Here is a 23,606-nt window from a genome sequence, read left to right as displayed (position 1 = left end):
TGGGTGCCGAACGTTGGTCGGCACGAAATCAACCGCATCCACGCATGGCGTGGATCTACAACACCGGTGCGCCCACCAGCAGCAGTTCCAGCACGAACCAGCCGACGAACGCGACCAGCAGGATCGCGCCTTCGCCACGGCTGATCTTCAGGTCGCCGCGCAGCATCGGGTACAGCACCAGCGCGAACGCCAGCAGCGCCGGCAGTTCCAGGCGCACGAACGAGGCCGGCAAGGCCAACGGCTGCAGCACCGCCATCGCCCCGATCACCAGCAGCAGGTTGACCACGCTGGAGCCCAGCACGTGGCCCAGCACCATGTCGCCATGACCACGGCGTGCGGCAGCGATGGCGGTGGCCACCTCAGGCAATGCGGTGCCGACTGCTACCGGCAGCAGGCCCACCAGCAGCGGCGTCCAACCCAGGGCTGCACCGAAATCCGCTGCGGCCCCCACTACCAGGCGTGCACCCCAGTACAGGGCCAGCGCCGCGATCAGCACCCGCAGCACGTTCAACGGCAGGCTGGTGCGGCTCACTGCGGATTCGGCAATGGCCACCTGCACCTCCTCACTCTCGCTGCGACCACCGCGCAGCAGCAGCACCTGCACCACGATGAAGCCGGCCAGCAGTACGCCGCCTTCCCAGCGTGCAAGGCCGCCATCAAGCCCGAACAGGATCAGCAGCACGCCGGCCGCCAGCAGCGACCACCACAGTACCGTCTGCAGGCGCGCGCGCAGCAGCAGGGGTGCAGCCATTGCCGCCACCGCCAGGGTCAGGCCCAGGTTGACGATGCTGCTGCCCACCGCGTTGCCCAGTGCCAGCTCCGGTTGACCCACCGCCAGCGCGCGTGCGTTGACCGCCAGTTCCGGCAACGAGGTGGTTATCCCGAGCAGCAGCAGCCCCGCAGTGAACGCGCTGGCCCCAAAGCGCTGGGCCAGACCGGACACGGCCTTGACGATGGAGTCCCCGCCCAGCGCCAGCAGCAGCAGGCCGAGCAGGAACCAGGCAATGGCAATGGCGATCATCGAGCACTCCCCAGCAGTGGTGCCGCGATTCTACGCTTGGCCCGCGCGCGTGGCTGGGCCGTGGATCAAGGATCAGCCACAGCCTTCGGCATAGTCGACCTGCGGGGTCTTCCCGACCCGCCATGCGCCGACTCTGCCGTCCGCACCGAGCGCGAAGTCGATCACCGCATCGCCTTCCTGCGCCGGCCGCACGCGCAGGTGCTGGGCCTTCTCATCGTACTTGTCGGGGCCGACATCAGCGCGCTCGGGGTACAGCACCTGCAGCTCACCCAGAGTCATGCCGACCTTGCCGCCACCTGGTGCCGTGATGGCTGCGCTGTGCACGTCGTAGCGCACCAGCTTGCGGCCTTCGATCATCAGGCGTGGATCCTCGGCATCCTGCGGGCGCAGGAAGTAGCAGCCGTCGTTGCTGTCGTCGGCCGGCAGCGGTTTGCCGGCCGCGTCCGTGCCCAGCCCCTGCAGTGGCGTTTCGAAACCGCTGCGGATCTCGGCGATGCCAGCGCCCAGCTTCGCGCCGGCGAAGCCGTCCAGCCGCGCAGGGCTGTCCTTGCGGAGGTCGTTCGCTGGGCGGGCTGCCAGATCAGGATCCGTCGACTGGGCTGGCCCGGTCGCCGAGGCGGTTGCTGCCGGGGTATCGCTACCGCTGCCGGCCGCCCCCTGCTTGTCGGGGCCGGCACTGCAGGCGGTGAGCGAAAGGAGCAACAGACCAGCAATCGGGAGGTGCTTCATCGGTGCGGTTCCCTGGCGCGAAGATGGCTGCACGCTAGCGCAGCGCACGTGCAGATGCTGCATTGTCATCGCGGTTTCATCGCCTTCGTTCAGGCTCGGCGTGCACCGACTTGGCTGTCCCTTCCATGCAACCGCGCAAGACCGACCTCGCCCGAACCGCGCTGCAGGCCCACCGCGCGCCGCTGGACATGCGCCAGCGCCGGCTGCTGATCCTGTGCGACGGCCAGCGCAGCATCGCCGAACTGACCGGCCTGCTCGGCGCGGAGGCGCCGGCGATGGTCATCCAGCTGGTGCAGGCGGGCTACCTGAGCACAGGGCAGGCCACGGCCACGCCCTCCCCCAGCGCTGTCATCGCACCCGAACCGGTTGCCGCAGCACCGGCTCCGGCTGCAGCGCCTGCCACACCGGTCGAACGCCGCCGCTCGCTGGTGGCCGCGCGCATCTACGTGCTGGGCATCCTGGAAATGCAGCGCCACCCGCAGGCGGCGGCGCTGTTCCGCGACCTGCAGCAGGCGCGTGCGGAGGACGAGGTGCTGCAGCGACTGCAGTCGGCAATGCAGCTGCTGCCCACGCTCACTTCGGATGGCTATTGCCAGCGCGTGCGGCAGCGCCTGCTGGAGGCGTTGCCGCTGGAGCATTGCGACGCGTTCGCCGAGGCCGCTTGAAGAAAAAGGGGACGGAGGGGATTAAGTCGTTTCAAGCACACGTGCGCTGTTTGCGACTTAATCCCCTCCGTCCCCTTTTCCGGGTCAGCGGAAGTTGTTGCGCAGCCCGTTCCAGCACTGCTGGTAATCCCCCTGGCGATGGCCGGCCGCCAAGGCCTGCGCGGTCGGGCGGATCACCGCGCGTGTCTCGAACATGAAGGCCATCGTGTCCTTGATCACGTCCGCCTTGGACAGATCGGCATTGGAGGCCTTGTCGAAGGTCGGCGCATCCGGACCGTGGCCGCTCATGCAGTTGTGCAGCGACGCGCCGCCCGGCACGAAGCCTTCGGCCTTGGCGTCGTAGGCGCCATGCACGAGGCCCATGAACTCGCTGGCGATGTTGCGGTGGAACCACGGCGGGCGGAACGTGTTCTGCGCCACCAGCCAGCGCGGCGGAAAGATCGCGAAGTCCATGTTGCTGGTCCCCGGCGTGTCGCTGGGCGAATGCAGCACCAGGAAGATCGACGGGTCCGGGTGGTCGTAGCTGATCGAACCGATGGTGTTGAAGCGGCGCAGGTCGTAGCGGTACGGCGCGTAATTGCCATGCCAGGCCACCACGTCCAGCGGCGAATGGTCGATCGGCGCACGCCACAGGCGGCCCTCGAACTTGGCGATCAGCTCGAAATCACCATCGACATCCTCGAACGCCGCGTGCGGGGTCTCGAAGTCGCGCGGGTTGGCCAGGCCGTTGGAACCGATCGGACCGAGGTCCGGTAGTTTCAGCAGCGCACCGTAGTTTTCGCAGATGTAGCCGCGACTCGGGCCATCGGGCAGCTCGACGCGGAAGCGCACGCCACGCGGAATCACCGCGATCTGCTGCGGCTCGATCTCGATCACGCCCAGTTCGGTCAGCAGGCGCAGCGCGCCCAGCTGCGGCACGATCAGCAGCTCGCCGTCGGCGTCATAGAAGTAGCGGCCGACCATGTCGCGGTTGGCAGCGTAGAGGTGGATGCCAACGCCGGCATGCGCATCGGGCGAGCCGTTGCCGCCCATCGTGTACAGGCCCTCGACGAAGTCGGTCGGCAGTTCCGGCAGAGGCAGCGGGCTCCAGCGCAGCTGGTTTGGCGAGGCCGGCTGAGCGCCGAAATCACACTGCAGCTGCGACTGCGCGAACGGGGTGAACTCGCCATGGGTCACCGCCGGGCGGATCCGGTACAGCCAGCTGCGGCGATTGCTGCCGCGCGGCGCGGTGAAGGCGGTGCCGGTCAGTTGTTCGGCGTACAGGCCGTGGGCCACCTTCTGCGGCGAGTTCTGCCCGACCGGCAGCGCGCCGGCGACGGCCTCGGTGGCGAATTCGTTGCCGAAGCCGGACTGGTAGCCGCGGGCGGTGATGGCGGGGGACATGGGGGCTCCTGGGTACGGCGAGACCGGAACGGAAAGCAGCCGAGCATGGCCCGGCTCTACAGATGGGCAGGCGCCGGGACTGGCCCGGCGCTACCGATGACCTTACAGCACGCCGCGGCGGATCTGGTCGCGTTCGATGCTCTCGAACAGCGCGGTGAAGTTACCTTCGCCGAAGCCTTCGTTGCCCTTGCGCTGGATGATCTCGAAGAAGATCGGGCCGATGCAGTTCTGGGTGAAGATCTGCAGCAGCTTGCGCTGGTGGGTTTCCGGATCGGCGTCGATCAGGATCTTGTTCCTGGCCAGGCGCGGCACGTCTTCACCGTGGTTCGGCACGCGCTGGTCGATCACGTCGAAATAGGTCTCCGGCGTATCGAGGAAATCCACGCCCTGCGCGCGCATCGCTTCGACGGTCTCGTAGATGTTCTCGGTGAAGCAGGCGATGTGCTGGATGCCCTCGCCCTTGTACGCGTCCAGGTACTCGTTGATCTGGCTCTTCGGGTCGGACGATTCGTTCAGCGGAATGCGCACGATGCCGTCCGGTGCGGTCATCGCCTTGGACACCAGGCCGGTCTTCAGGCCCTTGATGTCGAAGTAGCGGATCTCGCGGAAGTTGAACAGGCGCTCGTAGTAGTCCGACCACTGCTGCATGTTGCCGAAGTACAGGTTATGGGTCAGGTGGTCGATGAAGGTCAGGCCGAAGCCCACCGGGTGCAGGTCGGCGCCGGCGATCGGCTCGTAGTCGCCATCGAAGATGCTGCCGGCGCTGCCGTAGCGGTCGACCAGGTACAGCATGCAGTCGCCGATGCCCTTGATGACCGGCGCGCTGACCGCCTTGCTGTCCGGCTTGAAGGCGATGGCTTCGGCGCCGTTGCCCAGCGCGGTCTGGTAGACCTCCTGGCCCGGCTTCTTGAAGCGGATGGCGAAGCCGCAGGCGCACGGGCCGTGCTTTTCGGCGAAGTCCGAGGCGAACGAATCGGGGTCTTCATTGACCAGGAAGTTGACGTCGCCCTGGCGATAGACGGTAATCGGACGCTGCTTGTGCTTGAGCACCGCGCTGAAGCCCATCTTCCGGAAGTACTCGTGCAGCTCCTGGCCACGGCCGGCCGGGGCGGCGAATTCGACGAACTCGAAGCCGTCGATGCCCATCGGGTTCTCGAAGGTGGTGACCTGCATGCCGGGGTTGGGATGCGAGGCGGTCGGGACTGCGGTATTCATGGCGTGGCTCCGAATCGGTACCGCATCGGTACAAACCAGGTGCGGGCAGGTAGGGACCCGGCGAGAATGCAGGGTCTGGACCCACCCCTTATAGTTACACTTGAAACCACCAGCAAGGTGCACCGCAACATGAGCCCCGATCCCGCCTCGACCCGCCTGCGTGCCTCGCACGTCCTGCTCGACCTGGAACAGTTCCTGCCGTACCGGCTGAGCGTGCTGTCCAACCGGGTCAGCGGCAACATCGCCAAGCTATACGGCGATCGTTACGGTCTGGCGATTCCCGAGTGGCGGGTGATCACCATCCTGGCGCTGTACCCGGGCTCCTCGGCCAGCGAGGTCTCCGACCGCACGGCGATGGACAAGGTGGCGGTCAGCCGTGCCGTGGCCCGCCTGCTGGAGCGCGGCTTCATCAAGCGCGAGACCCACGGCGACGACCGCCGCCGCTCGGTGCTTGCCCTGTCGGCAGCCGGTTTCGAGGTGTACGAGACCATCGCGCCGATGGTGATCGAGATCACCCGCAAGCTGATGTCGGTGCTGAGCGACGAGGAAGAGCAGGTGCTTGAGAAGCTGATCCTGCGCCTGGCCGGCGAAGGCCTGGAGCGGATGGGCGAAGGGGTCTGAAAGAAAAAGGGGACGGAGGGGATTAAGCCGTAATCAGCACACATGTGCCTGAAACGACTTAATCCCCTCCGTCCCTTTTTTCAACTCAGATGCTTGCGCCGTGCATGGATCCACGGCACGGCCAGTGCTGCAATGGCACCGCCGGCGAAGCCGAGCGAGGCCGCAACCGTGGCTGCTTCGACCGCCCCCGGCAGCGCCAGCGCCGCCGCCACCAGGAGCAGCGACGGCAGGCCGACGAAGGTGCCCAGGAAGAAATGCCAACGCGGTGACCAGGTATTGAGCTGCAGCAGGCTGACCGGTTGCCAGGCGTTGGATGCGGCATCTTCGGCGATCTTCGCCACCGCCTTGGCCAGGTCCACTTCCGGCAGTGCGCGCCCCTGCCGTGCGGTCGCCAGCAGCTCGGCCACGGCCTCCACCGGCGGGAAACTGGACGGCCACGCGACCGGCGCCGGCACGCCATACGCGGTCAGCACCGGCACGCTCAGCCACGGCGCCACCAGCGGGCGCATGCGACGGCGGCCATGCACGCACCAGATCTGTTGCTGCCCATGTGCGGTGACGCTGTACAGCGCCAGTTCGTTGGCCGGCGGGTAGCCGAGCATGGTCACCCGCGCGGCCAGGCTGTCCTGGCCCATCGCGCGCAGGAAGCCGGGGCGGCTGCGCCCTTCCTGCATCCACGCCAGTCCCAGCGCACCCACCAGACAGGCCTCGGCCACGTCCTTGCTGCCAGCGGTGGCGCGTTCGTCGCTGGCCAGGTACCAGGCCAGCGATTTCGGTTCGGCGACATCGTCCAGGCCCCAGCGGCTGTCGTCTCCCAGAACGTGGCGCACCGGCAGGCGCGCGGGCGCGGTTTCGCCACGTTCGCCGGGTTGCAGGAACGGCAGCACGCCCTGGATGAAGGTGGACAGCTCGATCGCACGCACGCCGTGCCCCTGCCATTCGGGCGGCAGCAGCCCGGCCAGCTGACCGTCGGCGGCCAGCGCATCAAGCCGGGACTTCTGCTCGACCAGCTTCTGCACCGCCCCCTTCAGCACCACGTTGTCGGGCAGCGCGATCTGCGGCAGGCGATGGCGCGGCGGGGCCAGTTCAACGCTGTCCTCGCCGGTACCGGCGTCATCCAGCAGCACCTCCTGCGGCGGCAAGGTTACGCCCTCGCCTGCTCCACCCTCGGCCAACTCACGGGCGGGTTCGGGCAGTCGTTCGGCGTGGTCGCTGTGCATGGGCGTTCCGGAAGGTTGCATCGACGGGATGTCGACTGAGGTCCTTGCCGGTAACGGCGAGCACGTTGCGATATTGAGATGCCGATTCCGGGAATGTGACCGCAACCACACTAGATCCACGCCATGCGTGGATGCGACCCGACATCAGTGCCGACCAACGGTCGGCACCCACCAGAGCTTGCCGGCCAGCGGCCGGCGCTACCCCTATTCCGGTTTGTCAGGCGCCCACTGCTTCAGGAATGCGGTCACGCGCGCGGGCTGGAAGGCTTCGCCCTTGCGCAGCTCTCCGGTGGCCTGCGATACCAGCAGTCCGCCGTCGGCATCGAGCACCAGCAGGTACGGGTAGTCGCGCTCCATCATCGGGAACTGGGCGAAGAAGGCGGTGTTGGGTTGTTCGTCGCTGGCGTTGACCTTCACCCACACGTAGTGGGCGTCGCGGAAGCGGCGCAGGTCGCCGTTGCCTTCCACCACCTCGTCCAGCGCCCGGCAGCGATCGCAGGCGGCGTTGCCGACCTCGAGCAGGATGCGCTTCTTGCCGCGCTGGGCTTCCACCTTGGCGGTGGCCAGATCGTCGGCGGGGTCGCGGGCCGGGTCGAACTGCGCGCCGAGCCCGGCGATGGCGGCGATATCCGCCGCCACCGGGGTGTTGCCCGAGGCCACCGGTTCGCTGGGGTCAGCGACCGGTGGCTCGGTGGGTCGGGTATCCAGGGGCTGCGTAGGCTCGGCGGCGGCAGGCGGTTGCGGTTGGGAACAGGCGCCGATCAGCGCCGCACAGACCACCACTACCGCAGTACCGAGCTTGCTACGCATGCCTTCTACCCTCTCATCATTACTTGACGCCGTGCATCAGCTTGTTGATCAGCGGGGCAACCAGGAACAGCACCACGCCGGAGCCGATCAGGGCCCAGAACCCGAAGGTATACCCCTTCAGGGCCGACTCGACCGTCATGCCACCTTCACCACTGACCACGCCAGCGAAGATGCCCGACAGGTTGTTGCCGATGCCGGTGGACAGGAACCAGCCACCCATGCCGAAGCCGACCAGACGCACCGGGGCCAGCTTGGTGACCATCGACAGGCCGATCGGCGACAGGCACAGCTCACCCACGGACTGGATGACGTAGACCATGAACAGGGTCCAGAACGGGATCTTGCCGTCCACGACCATCTGCGACAGGGCGAACATCAACAGCGCGAACGCGGCGCCGTTGAACAGCAGGCCCAGGCCGAACTTGCGCGGGATGGACGGATTGGCACGGCCCATGGCCACCCAGATCCAGGCGATGATCGGTGCCAGGGTGATGATGGCCACCGAGTTGACCGACTGGAACCACGCGGTCGGGAAGGTCCAGTCACCGAACTGGCGGTTGACGATGTTCTCGGCGAGGAAGGTGAACGAGCTGCCGGCCTGCTCGAAGAACATCCAGAACATCACGTTGAAGGCGAAGATGATCAGCATGGCGATCACGCGATCGCGCTGCACCTTGCCCTCGCGGATGCCCTCGACCAGCAGCAGGATGGCCAGCGCGGTGAACATCGCGCCCAGGATCCAGGCCAGCGCGGTGGCGCCGGTGGCCAGCAGGAAGTACGCAACCGGGATGGCGACCACGGCACCGACCAGCACCATGATGATGCGGCCGAAACCTTCAGCACCGGCCGGCGGTGCACCGATGCCCTTCAGGCCGGCGCGACCGATGTAGAACCACACCAGCGAGATCAGCATGCCCACGCCGGAGGCGATGAACACGACCTTGTAGGACGGCATTGCATCGGTACCGAAGACCTTGCGGGCCAGGTACTCGGTCAGCACCGGGGCGATCATCGCGCCGATGTTGATGCCCATGTAGAAGATGGTGAAGCCCGAGTCGCGGCGCTCGTCCTTCAGGCCGTACAGCTTGCCGACCATGGTCGAGATGTTCGGCTTGAACAGGCCGTTGCCGACGATGATCGTGGCCAGGCCGAGCTTGAAGATGTGCTCCTGCGGCAGCGAGATCATGAACAGGCCAGCGGCCATGATGATCGCGCCGGTCAGGATCGAGCGCTGGTAGCCCAGTACCCGGTCGGCCACGTAGCCGCCGAAGATCGCTGCGGCATACACCAGGGCCAGGTAGGCGCCGTAGATGCGGCTGGCGTCGCCTTCACCGGCAGCGCTGCCGTTGTAGAACTGGGCAACGATGTACAGCACCAAGGCCCAGCGGATGCCATAGAACGCAAAGCGCTCCCAGAACTCGGTCATGAACAGCATCCACAACGGACGCGGATGGCCCATCGTGGTCTTGAAGTCCGGCAGCGCCGGCTCTGGGGTGTTCGCAGTGGCGTTTAGGCTCATGCGGATTTCCTGGTTCGGTGGATGACGAGCACGTCCGGTGTGCAGTTGGAGCAACGCGCGAGGATCACCGACTTCTGGCGTTCACGTCAAATACACGCCGTTTGAGGCAGGTGGCAGCCTGCTCCCTGAACTTGCATCTGAAACGATCCAGCCGCCGGCCGGGATCCAAGCTGAATGGGGGTCAGCCCAGCTCTGCCGGGGGCGCGGCCTGCAGGCTGGTGCGCACCTGGAACAGTTCGGGGAAGAAAGTCAGCTCCAATGCCTTGGCCAGGAAGCCCACGCCGGACGAGCCACCGGTGCCGCGCTTGAAGCCGATCACCCGCATCACCGTGCGCATGTGTCGGAATCGCCACAGCTGGAAGGCGGTCTCCAGGTCCACCAGGTCCTCGCACAGCGCGTATTCGCGCCAGTAGCGGTCGGTGTCCTGGTAGATGCGCTCGAAGACCGGCTGCAGTGCGTCGTCGGCCACGTGCGGCTGGGTCCAGTCATGGGCCTCGTAGACCGCCGGCACGGCATGGCCGAAGCGGGCCAGGTACTTCAGGAATTCCTCGTACAGGCTGGGCGCCTCCAGCACGGTGCGCAGCTGCGCCTGCCCGGCCGCATCGTGCTCGAACACCTGCAGCATCTGCGCGTTCTTGTTGCCCAGCAGGAACTCGATGTAGCGGTACTGCAGCGACTGGAAGCCCGACGACGGGCCCAGCACGTCGCGGAAGCCCATGTACTCGGACGGCGTCAGCGTTTCCAGCACCGACCACTGCTCGGTCAGCTGGCGCAGCACCTGCTTGCTGCGCGCCAGCACCTTGCGGCACTGCCAGACTTCATCGCGCTGCAGGAAGCCGATTGCGGCACGCAGCTCATGGCCCAGCAGCTTCAGCCACAGCTCCGAGGTCTGGTGCTGGATGATGAAGAGCATCTCGTCATGGTGCGGCGGGTTGGACAGCGGCTGCTGCGCGCTGAGCAGCTGGTCCAGCCGCAGGTAGCCGCCGTAGGTCAGGCGTCCCTGCAGGTCGGTGTGGATGCCGGCTTCGAGATCGCGTTGGTTGTTGTCGACGGACATGGGCGGGACCAGATCGGGGGCGGCAAGGGTAGCGCGTTGCCGCCGCGCTGGCAGCCGCCGGGTCCATACCCGGGCGTGCGGTTGGCCGTGGAGCATCGGCCGATCCCGGGCCTGCGCGTGGAACCGTCCAGGCCGTTGTACTGGCGGTCAGCCAGAGGCGTATTCTGATGCTTTGCAGCAACGACTGAATACGTTGTTGTTATTGGCCCCCCACCCGCCGGCAGGGGTAAAACGGGGAATCGCCGTGTTGCGGCGCAGGAAGGCTATTCCGTACGCGTTCCTTAACATGGCGATTCATATCATTTGTAACTTCTCTGTCGAAGGTGCAGTACGCAATGACGGTTGCCGCTGAATTCAAGATCGAATACCTGCAGTACCTGGATACGGACGGCACGCTCGTCCGCGATGACCTGCCCGCGTCGCTGCGCGACCCCAAGGTCCTGGTACCGCTGTTCAAGCAGATGCTGTTCGTACGTACGTTCGACAGCAAATCCATCGCGCTGCAGCGCACCGGCAAGCTCGGCACCTACGCCGCCTGCCTGGGCCACGAAGCCTCGCACGTGGGTATCGGCGCTGCGATGCAGAAGGACGACGTGTTCGCGCCTTCGTACCGCGAGTATGGCGCGATGTTCATGCGTGGCGTGCGCCCGCACGACGTGCTGATGTACTGGGGCGGCGACGAACGCGGCAATGATTACGGCGGCAACGCGGCCAAGGATTTCCCGTTCTGCGTGCCGATCTCCACCCAGTGCCTGCATGCCGCGGGCGCGGCGCTGAAGTTCAAGCTCAACAAGGAAGCGCAGATCGCGGTGGCCGTGTGCGGCGACGGCGGCAGCTCCAAGACCGACTTCTACGCGGCACTGAATTCGGCCGGCGCCTACAAGCTCCCGCTGATCCTGTGCATCGTTAACAACGGTTGGGCCATCTCGGTCCCGCGTTCGGCCCAGACCGGTGCCGAAACGCTGGCGCAGAAGGGCCTGGCCGGCGGCCTGCACTGCCTGCAGGTGGACGGCAACGACCTGATCGCCGTGCTGGCGGCAATGGAGCAGGCGCGCGAGCGTGCGCTGGCCGGCGACGGTGGCACCGTGCTGGAACTGATGACCTACCGCCTGTCCGACCACACCACCGCCGATGACGCGCGCCGCTACCGCGACGACGCTGAAGTGAAGGATGCGTGGCAGCGCGAGCCGATGCTGCGCCTGCGCAAGTACCTGATCAACGCCGGTGTGTGGAGCGAAGACGAGGAAGCCGCCTGGGTCGCCGAGTGCGGCACGCGCGTGGACGAGGAAGTGAACCTGTACCTCAACACGCCGGTGCAGCCGGTCGAGGCGATGTTCGACTTCCTGTATGCCGATCCGCCGCCGGACCTGCTGGCCCAGCGTGCCCAGGCGATCGCCCTGGAGAAGCGCCATGGATGAGATCAAGAACGGCGCGCCCGGCGCGCACACCAACGCCGCCGACAGCGCTGCGGTCGCGCGCGGAGAAGAGAGCATGACCACCACCCCGATCACCCTCATCGAAGCCATCACCCAGGCGTTGGCCTGGGAGCTGGAACACGACCCGTCGGTGCTGGTGCTGGGCGAAGACGTGGGCGTCAACGGCGGCGTGTTCCGCGCCACCGCCGGCCTGCAGCAGCGCTTCGGCTCCGAGCGCATCCTCGACACCCCGCTGGACGAAACCACCATCGCCGGCCTGACGATTGGTCTTGCCGCGCAGGGCATGAAGCCGGTGGCCGAAGCCCAGTTCGATGGCTTCATGTACCCGATGGTCGACCATATCGTCTGCCACGCCGCCCGGCTGCGTTACCGCACCCGTGGCCGTCTGCACTGCCCGATGGTGCTGCGCGTGCCGTGGGGCGGCGGCATCCGCGCGCCGGAACACCACAGCGAAGCCAACGAGGCGATCTTCACCAACGTGCCGGGCCTGCGCGTGGTGCTGCCGTCGTCGCCGCAGCGTGCCTACGGCCTGCTGCTGGCCGCGATCCGCGAGCCGGATCCGGTGATCTACATGGAGCCCAAGCGCATCTACCGCCAGTACAAGGAAGTGGTCGTCAACGACGGCGAAGCCTTGCCGCTGGACGTCTGCTTCGTGCTGCGCGACGGCACCGACGTGACCCTGGTGACCTGGGGCGCGCAGGTGAAGGAAGCGCTGGAAGCGGCCGACAAGCTGGCCGGTGAAGGCATCAGTGCCGAAGTCATCGACGTGGCCACGCTGCGCCCGCTGGACTTCGCCACCATCGCCGAATCGGTGGCCAAGACCGGCCGCTGCGTGATCGTGCAGGAGGCCCCGAAGACCGCGGGCTTCGGCGCCGAGATCGCCGCGCGCCTGGCCGAGGAATCGATCTACGACCTGCTGGCCCCGGTCGAGCGCGTCACTGGCTATGACACCCACATTCCGCTGTTCCGCCTGGAAATGAAGTACCTGCCGAGCGTTGAGCGGATCGTGGCTGCGGCCAAGCGCGCGGTGGCGGCCGGCTGACATGCGGGCCCGCCTTCTGGGGGCTTACCGCAGCCAGTATCCCAACCCGCTCCGGTTCCACACCGGCCAGATCGTCGAAGTAGGTGTCCGTGACGAGGAATGGCCGGCGTTTGCCTGGGTACGCACCAACGATGGGCGCGCTGGATGGGCGCCCATCGCCTGGTTGCAGCTGCTGGACGAGGGTCGCGCCGAAGCCCTGTGCGACTACGACGCCCGCGAGCTGGATGTGGAAAGCGGCGAGATGGTGAAGCTTCATCACGAACACGGCGGGTGGTGGTGGTCCGAGCGCGCCAATGGCGCGACGGGTTGGCTGCCGGCCCGCGAACTGGAACTGCTGGAAGAGAACTGCAAATGAGCCAGACCAAGAACTTCAACCTGCCCGACCTGGGCGAAGGCCTGCCGGACGCGACCATCGTCGAGTGGTTCGTCAAGGAAGGCGATGTGATCAAGCTGGACGAGCCGCTGGTGTCGATGGAGACCGCCAAGGCTGTGGTGGAAGTGCCCTCGCCGTTCTCCGGGAAGGTGCTGAAGCTGTCCGGCGCCGCCGGCGACATCATCCCGACCGGCTCGGTGCTGGCCAGCTTCGAACTGGACCCGAACCTGCCGCAGCGCGCCGATGGCCAGGACACCGGCCACAGCCACGGTCACGCCGCACCGGCGGCGCCGGCTGCCGCACCGACCCCGCCGCCGCTGCCGGCTGCGCCGGTCGCTGCGGAGGAAGCCAAGCCGGCCGCCGCCGAGCGTGACGACGCCGGTACCGTGGTCGGCGCCATGCAGAGCTCCAATGCCGTGCATGCCGAACAGGCGCTGGCCGTCGGTGGCGTCAAGGCCGTCCCGGCCGTGCGTGCGATGGCGCGCAAGCTGGGCGTGGACCTGAGCCGCGTAGCCGCTACCGGCACCGATGGCGCGGTCACCATGGCCGACGTCAAGCAGGCCGCCGCCAACGGCAGCGCCAAGCTCGGCGCTGCTCCGGCGCCGGTCGCTGCCGCCGCGTATGCCGCGCCGGCCCCGGCGCAGGTGTCCGCCCCGGTGCAGAGCGAAGCCCGCACCCCGCTGTCCGCCACCGGCAAGCCGATGCGCACCCAGCCGCCGGGCGTAGTCGCCAAGGGCCAGCCGGAACCGCTGAAGGGTGTGCGCCGCAACATGGCCCGCGTGATGGCCGATGCGCACAGCAAGGTGGTGCCGACCACGCTGAACGACGACGCCGACATCCACGCCTGGCTACCGGGCAACGACGTCACCGCGCGCCTGGTGCGTTCGATCGTGGTCGCCGCTCAGAAGGTGCCGGCGATGAACGCCTGGTTCGACGGTGAAGCGTTGACCCGCACCCTGCATGCCCAAGTCGACATCGGCATCGCCGTGGACACCGACGACGGCCTGTTCGTGCCGGCCCTGCGCAATGCCGACATGCTGGATGCACGCGGCATCCGCGAAGGCGTCAACCGTCTGCGCGAGCAGGTGGAATCGCGTTCGATCGCCGCTTCGGAACTGAGTGGCTACACCATCTCGCTGTCCAACTTCGGCATGTTCGCCGGCCGCTACGCGACCCCGGTCGTGGTGCCGCCGTGCGTGGCCATCGTTGGTGCCGGCCGTGCCCGCCACCAGATGACCCCGGTGATGGGCGGCGTGGAAGCGCACAAGGTGATCCCGCTGTCGGTCACCTTCGACCACCGCGCGGCCACCGGCGGCGAAGCGGCGCGCTTCCTGCGCGCAATGATGGACGACCTGGCGCTGGCCAGCTGATCGGCCACCTGATCGGTGGGTGCCAACCGTTGGTTGGCACATGACGTGGAAAGAACGCCGGGCATTGCCCGGCGTTTTTTTGTGCCTGCTCTACTGTAGAGCCGAGCCATGCCCGGCTGCTTTTCAGTAGATCCACGCCACGCGTGGATGAGGGCATGAAGCAGCCGAGCATCGGCTCGGCTCTACAGAACGCATGCGATCAATCGCGCGCGACCAAGCCCTCGGCGCGGCTGTACACACGTAGGCGGTGGCCATCAGGATCTGCCCCGACGAAGGTGTGACCGAACTCCAGCGTCACCGGCGCCTGCAGGATCTGCACGCCGAGCCCACGCCACGCATCGTGCATCTTCTGCACGGCCTCGGGGTTTGCGACCACCATCGCCAGTTCGGCGGCGCCGGCCTGCGCAGACACCCGCGGTTGCACGTCATCGCGCTGCCACAAGCCCAGTGCGGCGCCATCGCCGAGCAGGAACAGGGCAAATCCGGGCGACTGCTCGACCGGCGGTCTACCGAGAATGCCGCTGTAGAAGGTGGCGCTGGCGGCGACGTCGCGCACGTACTGCAGCAGGGTGCTGGGCGTGAACATGGGGAAGCTCCGTTGTTGGGAGCGCTTATGGTGGTACGGCCCTGCTGACAGATTCTGTCAGTAGAGTCGACTGTCGGTAGAGTCGACTGTTAGTCGACTGCTCTTCCCTCAACCTGCCTAAAACTCCGCGCTGCGCGCGATAATCGACTAACAGTCGACTCTACACGCCCCGGATCCCGGCTGTTGCTGTGGTCATGAGCGATCCAGCCAGTCCGGCGCGATGCCCTGCGCCTTCTGCCAGCGTCGCAGCAGGGTGGCGCGTGGCACGAGGTAGTGATCCTCCAGCACACGCGCCTGGCGGATGCGGTCCAGACGGAAATGGCGGAAATCCTCGCGGCGCTCGCACCACGCCGCCAGCATCGGCACCTCATCGAAGTAGCCCAGCGCGAACGGCCAGACGATGCGCTCGCTGCGCTGGCCGTGCGCGTCCTCGTAGCCGAACTTCAGGCGCTGCTGTGAACCGACAGCCTCTCGCACTGCCTGCAGACGAGCTGGGGGAACCTTGGCCGCCGCACGCGAAGGGCCCACCCGCAGGCCACTGTCACGTAAGGCTTCCCGGCGCGCGGCTGGCAGCACATGCGCGATACGCGCCAGGGCATCACGCGCGGCCTCGGCCAGCGCCGGCTCGGTGCGCGCGGCAACCCAGCGCAGGCCCAGCACCAACGCGTCAATCTCGGCCGGGGGCAGCGTCATCGGTGGCAGGGTATCGCTCGGCGCCAGCTGGTAGCCGACGCCGGCCTCGCCGCGCAGGTCAGCGCCCTGCTCGCGCAGCGTCTCGATATCGCGGTACAGCGTGCGCAGACTGATGCCCAGCGCGTCGGCCAACACCTGCCCGGCCACCGGCCTCCGATGGCGGCGCAGCAGCTGTTGAAGCTGTGTCAGGCGCAGCGCACGCGACATCAGCCGACCAGTGCGCCCGATGCCACCACGTGCTCACCCGGTTGCGGGGCCAGCGCGGCCTCGACCAGTGCCTTGGCGATCTCGCTGGCCGGGTTGATCCGCCACGCCCGTGGCAACACCGGCCCCAATGCACCCAACACCGTCAGGGCCAGGTGCTCGCCACGACGCACCTCGTTGCGCTCGCCCCCGATCAGCCCTGGGCGGACCAGGGTCAACGCGTTGAAGCCCAGCGCGCGCAGGTCACGCTCCAGCTCGCCCTTCACCCGGCTGTAGAAGATCGACGACTGTGGATTGGCGCCGGCCGCGGAATTCAGCACATAAGTCTGTGCACCCTGTGCCTGCGCCAGCCGGGCGAACGCCAGCGGGTAATCATGGTCGATGCGATGGAAAGCCTCGCGGCTGCCAGCCTGGGCAATGGTGCTGCCGAGCGCACAGATGACCGCGTCCACGCGCGCCCACCCAGCTACGGCGGGCAGCGTATCGAAGGCCAGCACCGGGTTCTCCAGCTTCCCGTCGGTCACGCCCAACGGGCGGCGCGTGGGCGCCACCACGGCGCTGCAGCGCGGGTCATCCAACAGCCTGGGCAGGGTCAGCCCGCCGACCAGGCCGGTCGCCCCCAGCAACATCACGCGCATCACCACCTCCACTGCGGCATTCTGTCGCCCATCCTAGCCGTTCAAGCCGTCGGCGGCCGCGCCGATATGCTGGAACCAGCCCCTGCCAGCCCCCAGGATTCGCTCCATGACGGACCAGCCCGACCACCGCCCTGCCCCCGGTACCGCCCTTGGGCCGCCGGCACGCGTGCGCGCGGTGGTGGACGATGGGCTGGGCGACCGCGTGGTATTGCAGGGCGGCGGTGGCGTAGCCCTGCAGCAGCTGTTCGCCGGCGCCGACGCGCCCGAGCCGCTGCTGGCGGCGTTCGCCAACGGCATGGCCACCCTGCCCGGCGAACTGGGCGACATGGGCGACCGCCTGCAGTCGGCGCAGGCCAGCGCCGATTGGCCGCGCTACGGGCGCGCCATGCGGCAGTTGATCGACAAGTACATCCGCACCATCGAACAGCATTCGCCAGATGGGCAGCCGGAAAGCCTGCGCCTGTCCGAGCAGCTGCGGCTGCTGCTGGGTGGCGCCGTGGTGGCCCTGCTGCAGCACGACCCGGATCTACGCGAACAGGCGCAGGCCCTGGCCACGCGCCTGCGCCAGTGGCAGCCGGGTACCGCACTGGAACCGATCGAACAGGGCGTGCGCGAACTCGGCCACCAGGTCGGCGTGCGCGCCGAGAGCTGGCAGGAGCAGCAGGCACTGCTGCTGGAGCTGTTCGCGCTGCTGTTGGAAAACGTGAGTGAGTTGCTGGACGACCGCAGCTGGCTGCAGGGCCAGATCGCCGCAGTTCGCCAGCTGCTGGACGGGCCGCTGGAAGCTGAAGCGGTCGAGCGTACCCGCGCTGAACTGCGCGAAGTGATCTACAAGCAGGGCCTGCTGCGCCAGGGCATCGACGATTCGAAGGCGGCGATGCGCGGGTTGATGGGCGAGTTCATCGAGCGCATGGATGGCATGGCCACCAGCACCGGTGAGTACCACGACCGCATCGGCAGCTACGCACTGCAGCTGCGCGAAGCGCGCAGCATCGCCGATCTCAACCAGCTGCTGCAGGACGTGATGCGCGACACCGGCAAGGTACAGCAGCAGGCCGCGCAGGCACGCGATCATCTGGCCAGCGCGCGGCAGGAAGTGGAGCGCGCTGAACAGCGCATCGCCGAGCTGGAACAGGAGCTGCGTGCCGCCGGTGACCTGGCGCGCGTCGATCCGCTGACCCAGGCACTGAACCGTCGCGGCCTGGACGAACTGCTGCAGCGTGAACTGGCGCGTGCCGCACGCAACAACTCACCGCTGGGCGTGGCGGTGATCGACCTGGATGATTTCCACCAGACCAACAATACGTATGGCCACGCTGGCGGTGATGCGCTGCTGCAACATCTGGTGGCCGTGTGCAAGCTGCTGCTGCGCGCCACCGACGGCATCGCACGGCTGGGTGGCGACGAGTTCGTGCTGGTGCTGCCGGAAACCCAGGGCGCCGACAGCATGGCCACCGTACAGCGCCTGCAGCGCTCGCTGGCGCACCGCGTGCTGACCGTGCAGGACCAGCGCGTGCCGGTGCACTTCAGCGCCGGGCTGGCCCAATGGCAGCCCGGCGACGATACCGAGACCCTGCTGCGCCGCGCCGATGACGCGCTGTATGCAGCCAAGCGGCAGGGCAAGAACCGGGTGCAGGCGGGGTAGTTCTTCGGTACACCGGAAACCGCTTTGGTAGGTGCCAACCTTGGTTGGCACGCGTGGGAAACAAAGCGCCGACCAAGATCGGCCTCTACCGGGGAACCCGCCGGTGACTACTTCCCGCGCAGCTTCTGGAACCCGGTCACCGCCGCCAGCACGATGGCGCCGGCAATGATGCCGACCACCATGTTGGCCGCAGCACTGATCAACCAGCCCCACTGCCCTTCGCCGCCCAGCGCCTGCACCGGGTGGTGCAGCGCCGGCACGTTGTGCACCAGGATGCCGCCGCCGACCAGGAACATGGCGATGGTGCCGGCCACCGACAGGAACTTCATCAGCCACGGCGCCGAGGCGACCAGGCCACGACCGAAGGCAGCGATGGCACCGCCCTTGCGCGACAGGTACAGGCCGACGTCATCAAGCTTCACGATGCCCGCCACCAGCCCATAGACGAAGACCGTCATCGCCAGTGCAACCACGGCCAGCGTGACCAGCTGGTTGGTGAACGATGCGGTGGCGACCACGCCAAGGGTCAGCACGATGATCTCGGCCGAGAGGATGAAGTCGGTGCGGATCGCGCCCTTCACCTTGTCCTTCTCCCACGCGACCATGTCCACCTGCGCGTCGGCCAGCGCCTTGCGCCGCTCGGCCTGGCGCTCGGCATCGTCGTCGGACGAATGCAGGAAGCGATGTGCCAGTTTCTCAACGCCCTCAAAGCACAGGAACGCGCCGCCGATCATCATCAACGGCACGATCAGCGGCACGTTCCAGCCGCGGCTGTGCAGCCACGCTTCCAGCGCGCTGATCGCCAAGGCCGCCGGTACCAGGATCACCTTGTTCACCAGCGAGCCCTTGGCCACCGCCCACACCACCGGCAGTTCACGGTTGGCGTTGACCCCGGTGACCTGCTGCGCGTTCAGCGCCAGGTCGTCGCCCAGCACGCCGGCGGTTTTCTTCGCCGCGACCTTGGTCAGGACCGAGACATCGTCGAGGAGGGTGGCGATATCGTCGAGCAGGGCGAACAGGCTGGCACCGGCCATGGGAAGTCCAGAGAGGGAATGAGCGGATTCTGACCGATCCGGTGTGGACTGCGGAAGACGTCGGATTCACCGCGTGCCCACCGCCCCCCGGCGACACTGCGGAATCCGGGCATTGCCGGCCAGCGGCCGGCGCTACCTGTCTTCGCCGCATGGAGTTCCGCTTGAGCAATCCGCCCACCGCCAATGGCAATCCCCCGCTGGTCAAAGGCATGAACCGGCGCAGCCAGATCCTGCGCCTGCTGATGCGCTACCGCCATTCGGGCGTGTTCTCGGGCATGAACCTGGACGCCGCCAGCAACCAGGCCGACGTGCCCGCCGACGGCAATCCGGAGCAGTTCGTCAGCGACCTGGAGGCCCTGGGGCCGACCTTCGTCAAACTGGGCCAGATGCTGTCCACCCGCCCGGACATGGTGCCAGTGGAGTTCGCCACCGCGCTGGAGCGCATGCAGGAAAAGGTGGCGCCGATCCCGGTCGAGCGCATCCATGCCATCGTCGAACAGGAGCTGGGTGCGCCGGTGAACAAACTGTTCGCCACATTTGATCCCGAGCCGCTGGGCTGTGCCTCGATCGCGCAGGTGCATCGGGCGGTGCTGCACGATGGCCGCCAGGTAGCGGTGAAGGTGCAGAAGCCCGAAGTGGCTGCACAACTGCGCTCGGACCTGGAGGCACTGCGCAGCTTCGCGCTGGCGGCCGATCACCTGACCCAGGTCGGTCGCCGCGTGCGCCTGCGCGACTGGCTCAACGAGTTCGCCAAGACCCTGATGCAGGAGCTGGACTACCACGCCGAGGCGGAGAATCTGGCGCGTTTCGGTCGGCACCTGAAGCCCTTCCGCCGCCTGTGGATTCCGCAGCCGCTGTGGGATTACAGCAGCCAACGCGTATTGACCATGGAACTGGCCACCGGCGTGCGCGTGGATGCGATTCCCGATGTGCGCCGCACCGAACAATCGATGGACCCATTGGCAGCGGCATTGATCCGCGGCTACCTGGACCAGATCTTCGTGCATGGCGAGATCCACGCCGACCCGCATCCGGGCAACCTGCGGGTGATGCCCGACGGACGGCTGGCGATCTTCGATCTGGGCATGGTCGCGCACATGCCGCCGCGCCTGCGCGAGCGCCTGCTGAAGATCCTGTTCGCCGCGGTCGATGGCCGTGGCGAGGAAGTAGCCGATGACCTGATCAGCATCAGCACGCGGCTGGAGGCGTTCGACGAAGAGCGCTACCTGCGCGAGACCGGCCAGCTGATCGCACGCTATGCGGCCAGTGGCAGTTTCTCCGAAGGCCGCGTGGTACTGGACATGGTGCGCATCGCCACCGCCTGTGGGCTGCGCACCCCGCCGGAGCTGAGCCTGCTCGGCAAGGCGCTGCTCAACCTGGAAACCGTATGCCGCTTGCTGGCACCGGACCTGGATACCCGCCGCATCGTCGAGCGCCAGCTGCAGCACGTGATGCGCGCACGCCTGAAGAAATCGCTGTCTGCCGCCAACCTCGCCAGCGAGGCGATGGAGCTGCAGCAGCTGCTGCGCGATGGGCCGCGCAAGCTGTCGGACATCATGGCGCTGCTGGCCGAGAACCGCCTGCAGATGAAGGTGACCGGCCTGGAAGAATCACGGTTGATGGAAAACCTGCAGAAGATCGCCAACCGCGTGGCAGCCGGCATCATCAGCGCGGCATTGATCATGGCCGCGGCAATGATGATGAAGATCGACACCGGCTGGCACCTGTTCGGTTACCCGCTCATCGCCCTGATCCTGTTGTTCATCGGCGTGGTGCTCGGCCTTGGCATCGTGACCAGTGCATTGCTGTTCGACCGTCGTGCGCGGGCACGCGAAGAGCGTGGGCATCGCTAGCGAATCTACGAAAACACTCGTATTCATGCGGTTTTTAATGCAATCCAACGGCGCCTTTCACGCTCGTTTTACCTTCTGAGCGCGATTTCGCGCGCGTTATTTCAACAAACATTTCAGTCAGGTTCGTGCATGCACTATCGGGTCATCGGCCTGTCATGTGCATGTGCTTGTGGCAGCGCCGGTCGGATGGACACGCGTCGGTACGACGTCCATCACCACCACCCCGTCACTGCCGAAGCTGCCTATGCTCTGGATACTGCTGCTGTCGTTGTTGCTGCTGTGCTGGTTGTTCCTCGCGTCCGACAAATGGGTGTGGTGGAAGGCCGGTGCGTTCTCGCTGCTGCTGCTCATGCTCAGCGCGTGGTGGCTGATCGACAAGCTGTCCGGTGATGGGCTCAACGCTGCCACCCTGTACCACCTCGGCGCCGACATGGAAGGCGCCGGTATCTCCGACTTCAAGGGCTATATCGCCGGCTTCATCGTGCTGGCGCTGGTCTCGCTGCTGCCACTGTTCGCCACGCGGGTGAAGCGCTGGCGGCGACCCGGCCACGGTGGCCCATTGTTTGCTGGTTTCGCGGCCGTGTGGGTGGCCACGATCTTGATCAGCCCGCTGGCCCGCGACGGCCAACGCCTCTACCAGCAGCTGCGCCCGGTCGACTTCGCTCGCATCGCCCCCGAATACCAGGTGCCGACGCAGCCGCTGCAGCGCCCGCGCAACATCGTCTGGATCTATGGCGAAAGCCTGGAGCGCACCTACCTGGACGAGAACGTTTTCCCGGGCCTGATGCCCAACCTCAACCGCCTGGCCACGAAGTCGCTGGACGTGCGCGGGCTGGCCTCGGCCGAAGGCAGCGGCTGGACCATCGCCGGCCTGGTGTCGTCGATGTGCGGTGTACCGCTGACCACTTCGCAGGGCGATGAGAACAGCATGGACCGCATGGGCAGCTTCCTGCCCAAGGCGGTATGCCTGGGCGACTACCTGAAGCAGCAGGGCTACACCAACCACTATCTGGGTGGTGCCAACGGCCAGTTCGCCGGCAAGGGCCAGTTCCTGGCCAGCCACGGCTTCGATGAAGTGCATGACCTCGCCTGGTTCAAGCAGCAGAAGAAGATCGGCCGCATCCACTACTCGGCCTGGGGCGTGCACGACGATGTGCTGCTGGATACCGCCTACCAGCGCTTCGAGCAGCTTTCGCGCGCCGGCTCGCCGTTCATGCTCACCACGCTCACCATGGACACCCACCACCCAGCGGGCCACCTGCCCGTGTCGTGCAAGGGCGAGCGCTACCAGAGCCAGTACGGCAACATCAACATGCTCAACGCGCTCAAGTGCAGCGACCGGCTGATCTCGCAGCTGGTCGAACGCATCCAGGCCAGCCCGTACGGCAAGGACACGCTGATCGTGATCGCCTCCGATCACCTGGCAATGCCCAACGATCTGACCCACATCCTGACCCGGCAGAAGCGCGAGAACCTGCTGCTGTTCCTGGGCGACGGCATCGCCCCGCAGCAGCTCAACGCCGACGCCGGCACCACCCTGGATTCGGGTGCGACCCTGCTCAGCCTGCTGGACCCGAACCTGAAGACGATGGGCTTTGGCCGTTCGCTGATCGATAGCCAGCGCGCGCCCAGCGCCAGCGTGGCCACCCAGCGCGATGGCGGCCGCGATTACCCGCAGTACCTGGCCTTCGCGCGTTCGCTGTGGCTGGGTGAACCGACCCGCGAGCTGAAGATCGATGGCGATGACCAGGTGGTGGTCGGCCTGCAGCACGTGCAGCCACCGGTGCTGCTGGAGTACGACAAGGATTGGGGCTTGAAGTCCGTGTATCTGGAAAACACCTCGCGCCAGTTCGATGATGCCAACCCGGACAACACCCTGGCCTACGTCGACCGTTGCACCGCGTTCGAGGATGGCTCGGCCGACGGTGACTGGTGCGCCCTGCTGGTCAACCGCGACAACGGCATCAAGCTGTACCGCGATAACGACCTGCGTGGCGGCATTGCCGTGGATGCACCGCTGGACGCATTCCAGGGCCCGCGCCCGAGCGTGCGCCAGGCACACATGATCACCCAGAAGGGTCGCCGTACCCGCGCTGGCCAGTACATGCTGCAGCTGGTGGCGAGTACGCGCCCGGATCGTGGTTTCTGGATCGAGGCAGTGTCCTCGCAGCGCAAGGTGGTGCTGGCCCAGCAGTGGGTGCAGCCCGATGCCAACGGCAAGATCAACGTGTCGTTCGGGCTGGATCACGAAGTGGATGATCTGGAGATCCGCGCGTGGTTGAACCATGCCGAGAAGCTGGCGGTGGATACGTTCGCACTGGTGCCCTCGCGCAGTCGACCACGGGGGTAGGGTTCTTTGCAGGGCTGCGCCCAGCACCCGCTACAAGCCGGAGCAACAGCAACGGCAACAGCGTGCATTCCGTGGTTTGGCGGGGTGGGTCCGGTTGCGGGGGACGCTGCAAGTACGTCCATGTAAGCTCGGTCGCCGCATC

Annotated in this window: 20 protein-coding genes and 1 pseudogene; 9 read left to right on the top strand and 12 right to left on the bottom strand. The window is 66.9% G+C overall.

Annotated features, from left to right (window positions below):
* Positions 1 to 55: 55 nt before the first annotated feature.
* Together HLA98_RS19710 and HLA98_RS19705 are read right to left on the bottom strand one after the other, a co-directional pair.
* Positions 56 to 1,021 carry a sodium:calcium antiporter gene (locus HLA98_RS19710; protein ID WP_049448447.1) on the bottom strand — a complete coding sequence of 322 codons (966 nt, stop codon included), beginning with the start codon at positions 1,019 to 1,021 and terminating at the stop codon, positions 56 to 58.
* Positions 1,022 to 1,093: 72 nt separating this feature from the next.
* The gene (locus tag HLA98_RS19705; protein WP_057501374.1) at positions 1,094 to 1,750 is read right to left on the bottom strand and encodes a hypothetical protein; all 657 of its coding nucleotides are present in this window, start codon (positions 1,748 to 1,750) and stop codon (positions 1,094 to 1,096) included.
* 125 nt (positions 1,751 to 1,875) lie between these two features.
* Between HLA98_RS19705 and HLA98_RS19700 the strand changes: the two genes are divergently transcribed.
* On the top strand, positions 1,876 to 2,415 hold the full coding sequence (locus HLA98_RS19700) for a hypothetical protein (RefSeq protein ID WP_057501375.1): 540 nt from the start codon (positions 1,876 to 1,878) through the stop codon (positions 2,413 to 2,415).
* Positions 2,416 to 2,499: 84 nt separating this feature from the next.
* Here the strand turns inward: HLA98_RS19700 and hmgA are convergent, their stop codons facing one another.
* Together hmgA and hppD are read right to left on the bottom strand one after the other, a co-directional pair.
* Positions 2,500 to 3,798, bottom strand: a complete 1,299-nt coding sequence (gene hmgA / locus HLA98_RS19695) for a homogentisate 1,2-dioxygenase (RefSeq protein WP_005411339.1) — start codon at positions 3,796 to 3,798, stop codon at positions 2,500 to 2,502.
* A 102-nt stretch (positions 3,799 to 3,900) separates the two neighbouring features.
* Positions 3,901 to 5,013 (bottom strand): 4-hydroxyphenylpyruvate dioxygenase, encoded by a 1,113-nt coding sequence (gene hppD / locus HLA98_RS19690; RefSeq protein WP_170272486.1) that lies wholly within the window; start codon positions 5,011 to 5,013, stop codon positions 3,901 to 3,903.
* A gap of 129 nt (positions 5,014 to 5,142) precedes the next feature.
* On the opposite strand from hppD, the gene HLA98_RS19685 reads away from it, so the two are divergent.
* Positions 5,143 to 5,634: a MarR family winged helix-turn-helix transcriptional regulator gene (locus HLA98_RS19685; RefSeq protein ID WP_057501376.1), complete on the top strand. Its 492-nt coding sequence runs from the start codon at positions 5,143 to 5,145 to the stop codon at positions 5,632 to 5,634.
* Between the two features lie 80 nt (positions 5,635 to 5,714).
* On the opposite strand, the gene HLA98_RS19680 is transcribed toward HLA98_RS19685, so the two are convergent.
* The 4 genes from HLA98_RS19680 to HLA98_RS19665 form a co-directional block, all read right to left on the bottom strand.
* Positions 5,715 to 6,854 carry a hypothetical protein gene (locus tag HLA98_RS19680; protein WP_057501377.1) on the bottom strand — a complete coding sequence of 380 codons (1,140 nt, stop codon included), beginning with the start codon at positions 6,852 to 6,854 and terminating at the stop codon, positions 5,715 to 5,717.
* Between the two features lie 204 nt (positions 6,855 to 7,058).
* A complete protein-coding gene (locus HLA98_RS19675) occupies positions 7,059 to 7,664 on the bottom strand; it encodes a thioredoxin family protein (RefSeq protein WP_057501378.1) in 606 nt (201 codons plus the stop codon).
* Positions 7,665 to 7,683: 19 nt separating this feature from the next.
* Positions 7,684 to 9,183 (bottom strand): peptide MFS transporter, encoded by a 1,500-nt coding sequence (locus tag HLA98_RS19670; protein ID WP_057501379.1) that lies wholly within the window; start codon positions 9,181 to 9,183, stop codon positions 7,684 to 7,686.
* 181 nt (positions 9,184 to 9,364) lie between these two features.
* The gene (locus HLA98_RS19665) at positions 9,365 to 10,240 is read right to left on the bottom strand and encodes a tryptophan 2,3-dioxygenase (protein ID WP_057501380.1); all 876 of its coding nucleotides are present in this window, start codon (positions 10,238 to 10,240) and stop codon (positions 9,365 to 9,367) included.
* Positions 10,241 to 10,575: 335 nt separating this feature from the next.
* Between HLA98_RS19665 and pdhA the strand changes: the two genes are divergently transcribed.
* Genes pdhA through HLA98_RS19645 form a run of 4 tightly spaced genes read left to right on the top strand, consistent with a single transcriptional unit; the run spans position 10,576 to position 14,461 of the window.
* Positions 10,576 to 11,658 carry a pyruvate dehydrogenase (acetyl-transferring) E1 component subunit alpha gene (gene pdhA / locus HLA98_RS19660; RefSeq protein ID WP_057501381.1) on the top strand — a complete coding sequence of 361 codons (1,083 nt, stop codon included), beginning with the start codon at positions 10,576 to 10,578 and terminating at the stop codon, positions 11,656 to 11,658.
* Positions 11,651 to 12,718: an alpha-ketoacid dehydrogenase subunit beta gene (locus HLA98_RS19655; RefSeq protein WP_019338598.1), complete on the top strand. Its 1,068-nt coding sequence runs from the start codon at positions 11,651 to 11,653 to the stop codon at positions 12,716 to 12,718. The genes pdhA and HLA98_RS19655 overlap by 8 nt, the downstream gene beginning before the upstream one ends.
* Before the next feature lies 1 nt (position 12,719).
* Positions 12,720 to 13,073 carry an SH3 domain-containing protein gene (locus tag HLA98_RS19650; RefSeq protein ID WP_005411349.1) on the top strand — a complete coding sequence of 118 codons (354 nt, stop codon included), beginning with the start codon at positions 12,720 to 12,722 and terminating at the stop codon, positions 13,071 to 13,073.
* The gene (locus HLA98_RS19645) at positions 13,070 to 14,461 is read left to right on the top strand and encodes a dihydrolipoamide acetyltransferase family protein (RefSeq protein ID WP_057501382.1); all 1,392 of its coding nucleotides are present in this window, start codon (positions 13,070 to 13,072) and stop codon (positions 14,459 to 14,461) included. Before HLA98_RS19650 ends, HLA98_RS19645 begins: the two co-directional genes overlap by 4 nt.
* 199 nt (positions 14,462 to 14,660) lie before the next feature.
* On the opposite strand, the gene HLA98_RS19640 is transcribed toward HLA98_RS19645, so the two are convergent.
* The 3 genes from HLA98_RS19640 to HLA98_RS19630 all read right to left on the bottom strand — a co-directional run bounded on the left by HLA98_RS19640 (position 14,661) and on the right by HLA98_RS19630 (position 16,582).
* Complete coding sequence (locus HLA98_RS19640; protein WP_057501383.1) at positions 14,661 to 15,047, bottom strand: VOC family protein; 387 nt, start codon at positions 15,045 to 15,047, stop codon at positions 14,661 to 14,663.
* Positions 15,048 to 15,239: 192 nt separating this feature from the next.
* Entirely contained in the window at positions 15,240 to 15,947 is a 708-nt protein-coding gene (locus HLA98_RS19635; protein WP_057501384.1) for a helix-turn-helix transcriptional regulator, read from the bottom strand.
* Complete coding sequence (locus HLA98_RS19630) at positions 15,947 to 16,582, bottom strand: Rossmann-fold NAD(P)-binding domain-containing protein (RefSeq protein WP_170272485.1); 636 nt, start codon at positions 16,580 to 16,582, stop codon at positions 15,947 to 15,949. Before HLA98_RS19630 ends, HLA98_RS19635 begins: the two co-directional genes overlap by 1 nt.
* Before the next feature lie 106 nt (positions 16,583 to 16,688).
* Here HLA98_RS19630 and HLA98_RS19625 point away from each other — a divergent pair, with 106 nt between their 5' ends.
* Complete coding sequence (locus tag HLA98_RS19625) at positions 16,689 to 18,227, top strand: GGDEF domain-containing protein (protein ID WP_057501386.1); 1,539 nt, start codon at positions 16,689 to 16,691, stop codon at positions 18,225 to 18,227.
* Between the two features lie 107 nt (positions 18,228 to 18,334).
* Here the strand turns inward: HLA98_RS19625 and HLA98_RS19620 are convergent, their stop codons facing one another.
* Positions 18,335 to 19,261 carry a DUF808 domain-containing protein gene (locus HLA98_RS19620; protein ID WP_057501387.1) on the bottom strand — a complete coding sequence of 309 codons (927 nt, stop codon included), beginning with the start codon at positions 19,259 to 19,261 and terminating at the stop codon, positions 18,335 to 18,337.
* A 206-nt stretch (positions 19,262 to 19,467) separates the two neighbouring features.
* Between HLA98_RS19620 and HLA98_RS19615 the strand changes: the two are divergent.
* A pseudogene (locus HLA98_RS19615) lies at positions 19,468 to 21,114 on the top strand (ABC1 kinase family protein); the annotation flags it as partial.
* A gap of 244 nt (positions 21,115 to 21,358) precedes the next feature.
* Positions 21,359 to 23,464 (top strand): phosphoglycerol transferase I, encoded by a 2,106-nt coding sequence (locus HLA98_RS19610; RefSeq protein ID WP_057501389.1) that lies wholly within the window; start codon positions 21,359 to 21,361, stop codon positions 23,462 to 23,464.
* The last annotated feature ends 142 nt before the right edge of the window (positions 23,465 to 23,606 follow it).

Source organism: Stenotrophomonas africana (assembly GCF_013004645.1).
Classification (GTDB): domain Bacteria; phylum Pseudomonadota; class Gammaproteobacteria; order Xanthomonadales; family Xanthomonadaceae; genus Stenotrophomonas; species Stenotrophomonas africana.
This window is presented reverse-complemented; position numbering and strand designations above follow the sequence as displayed.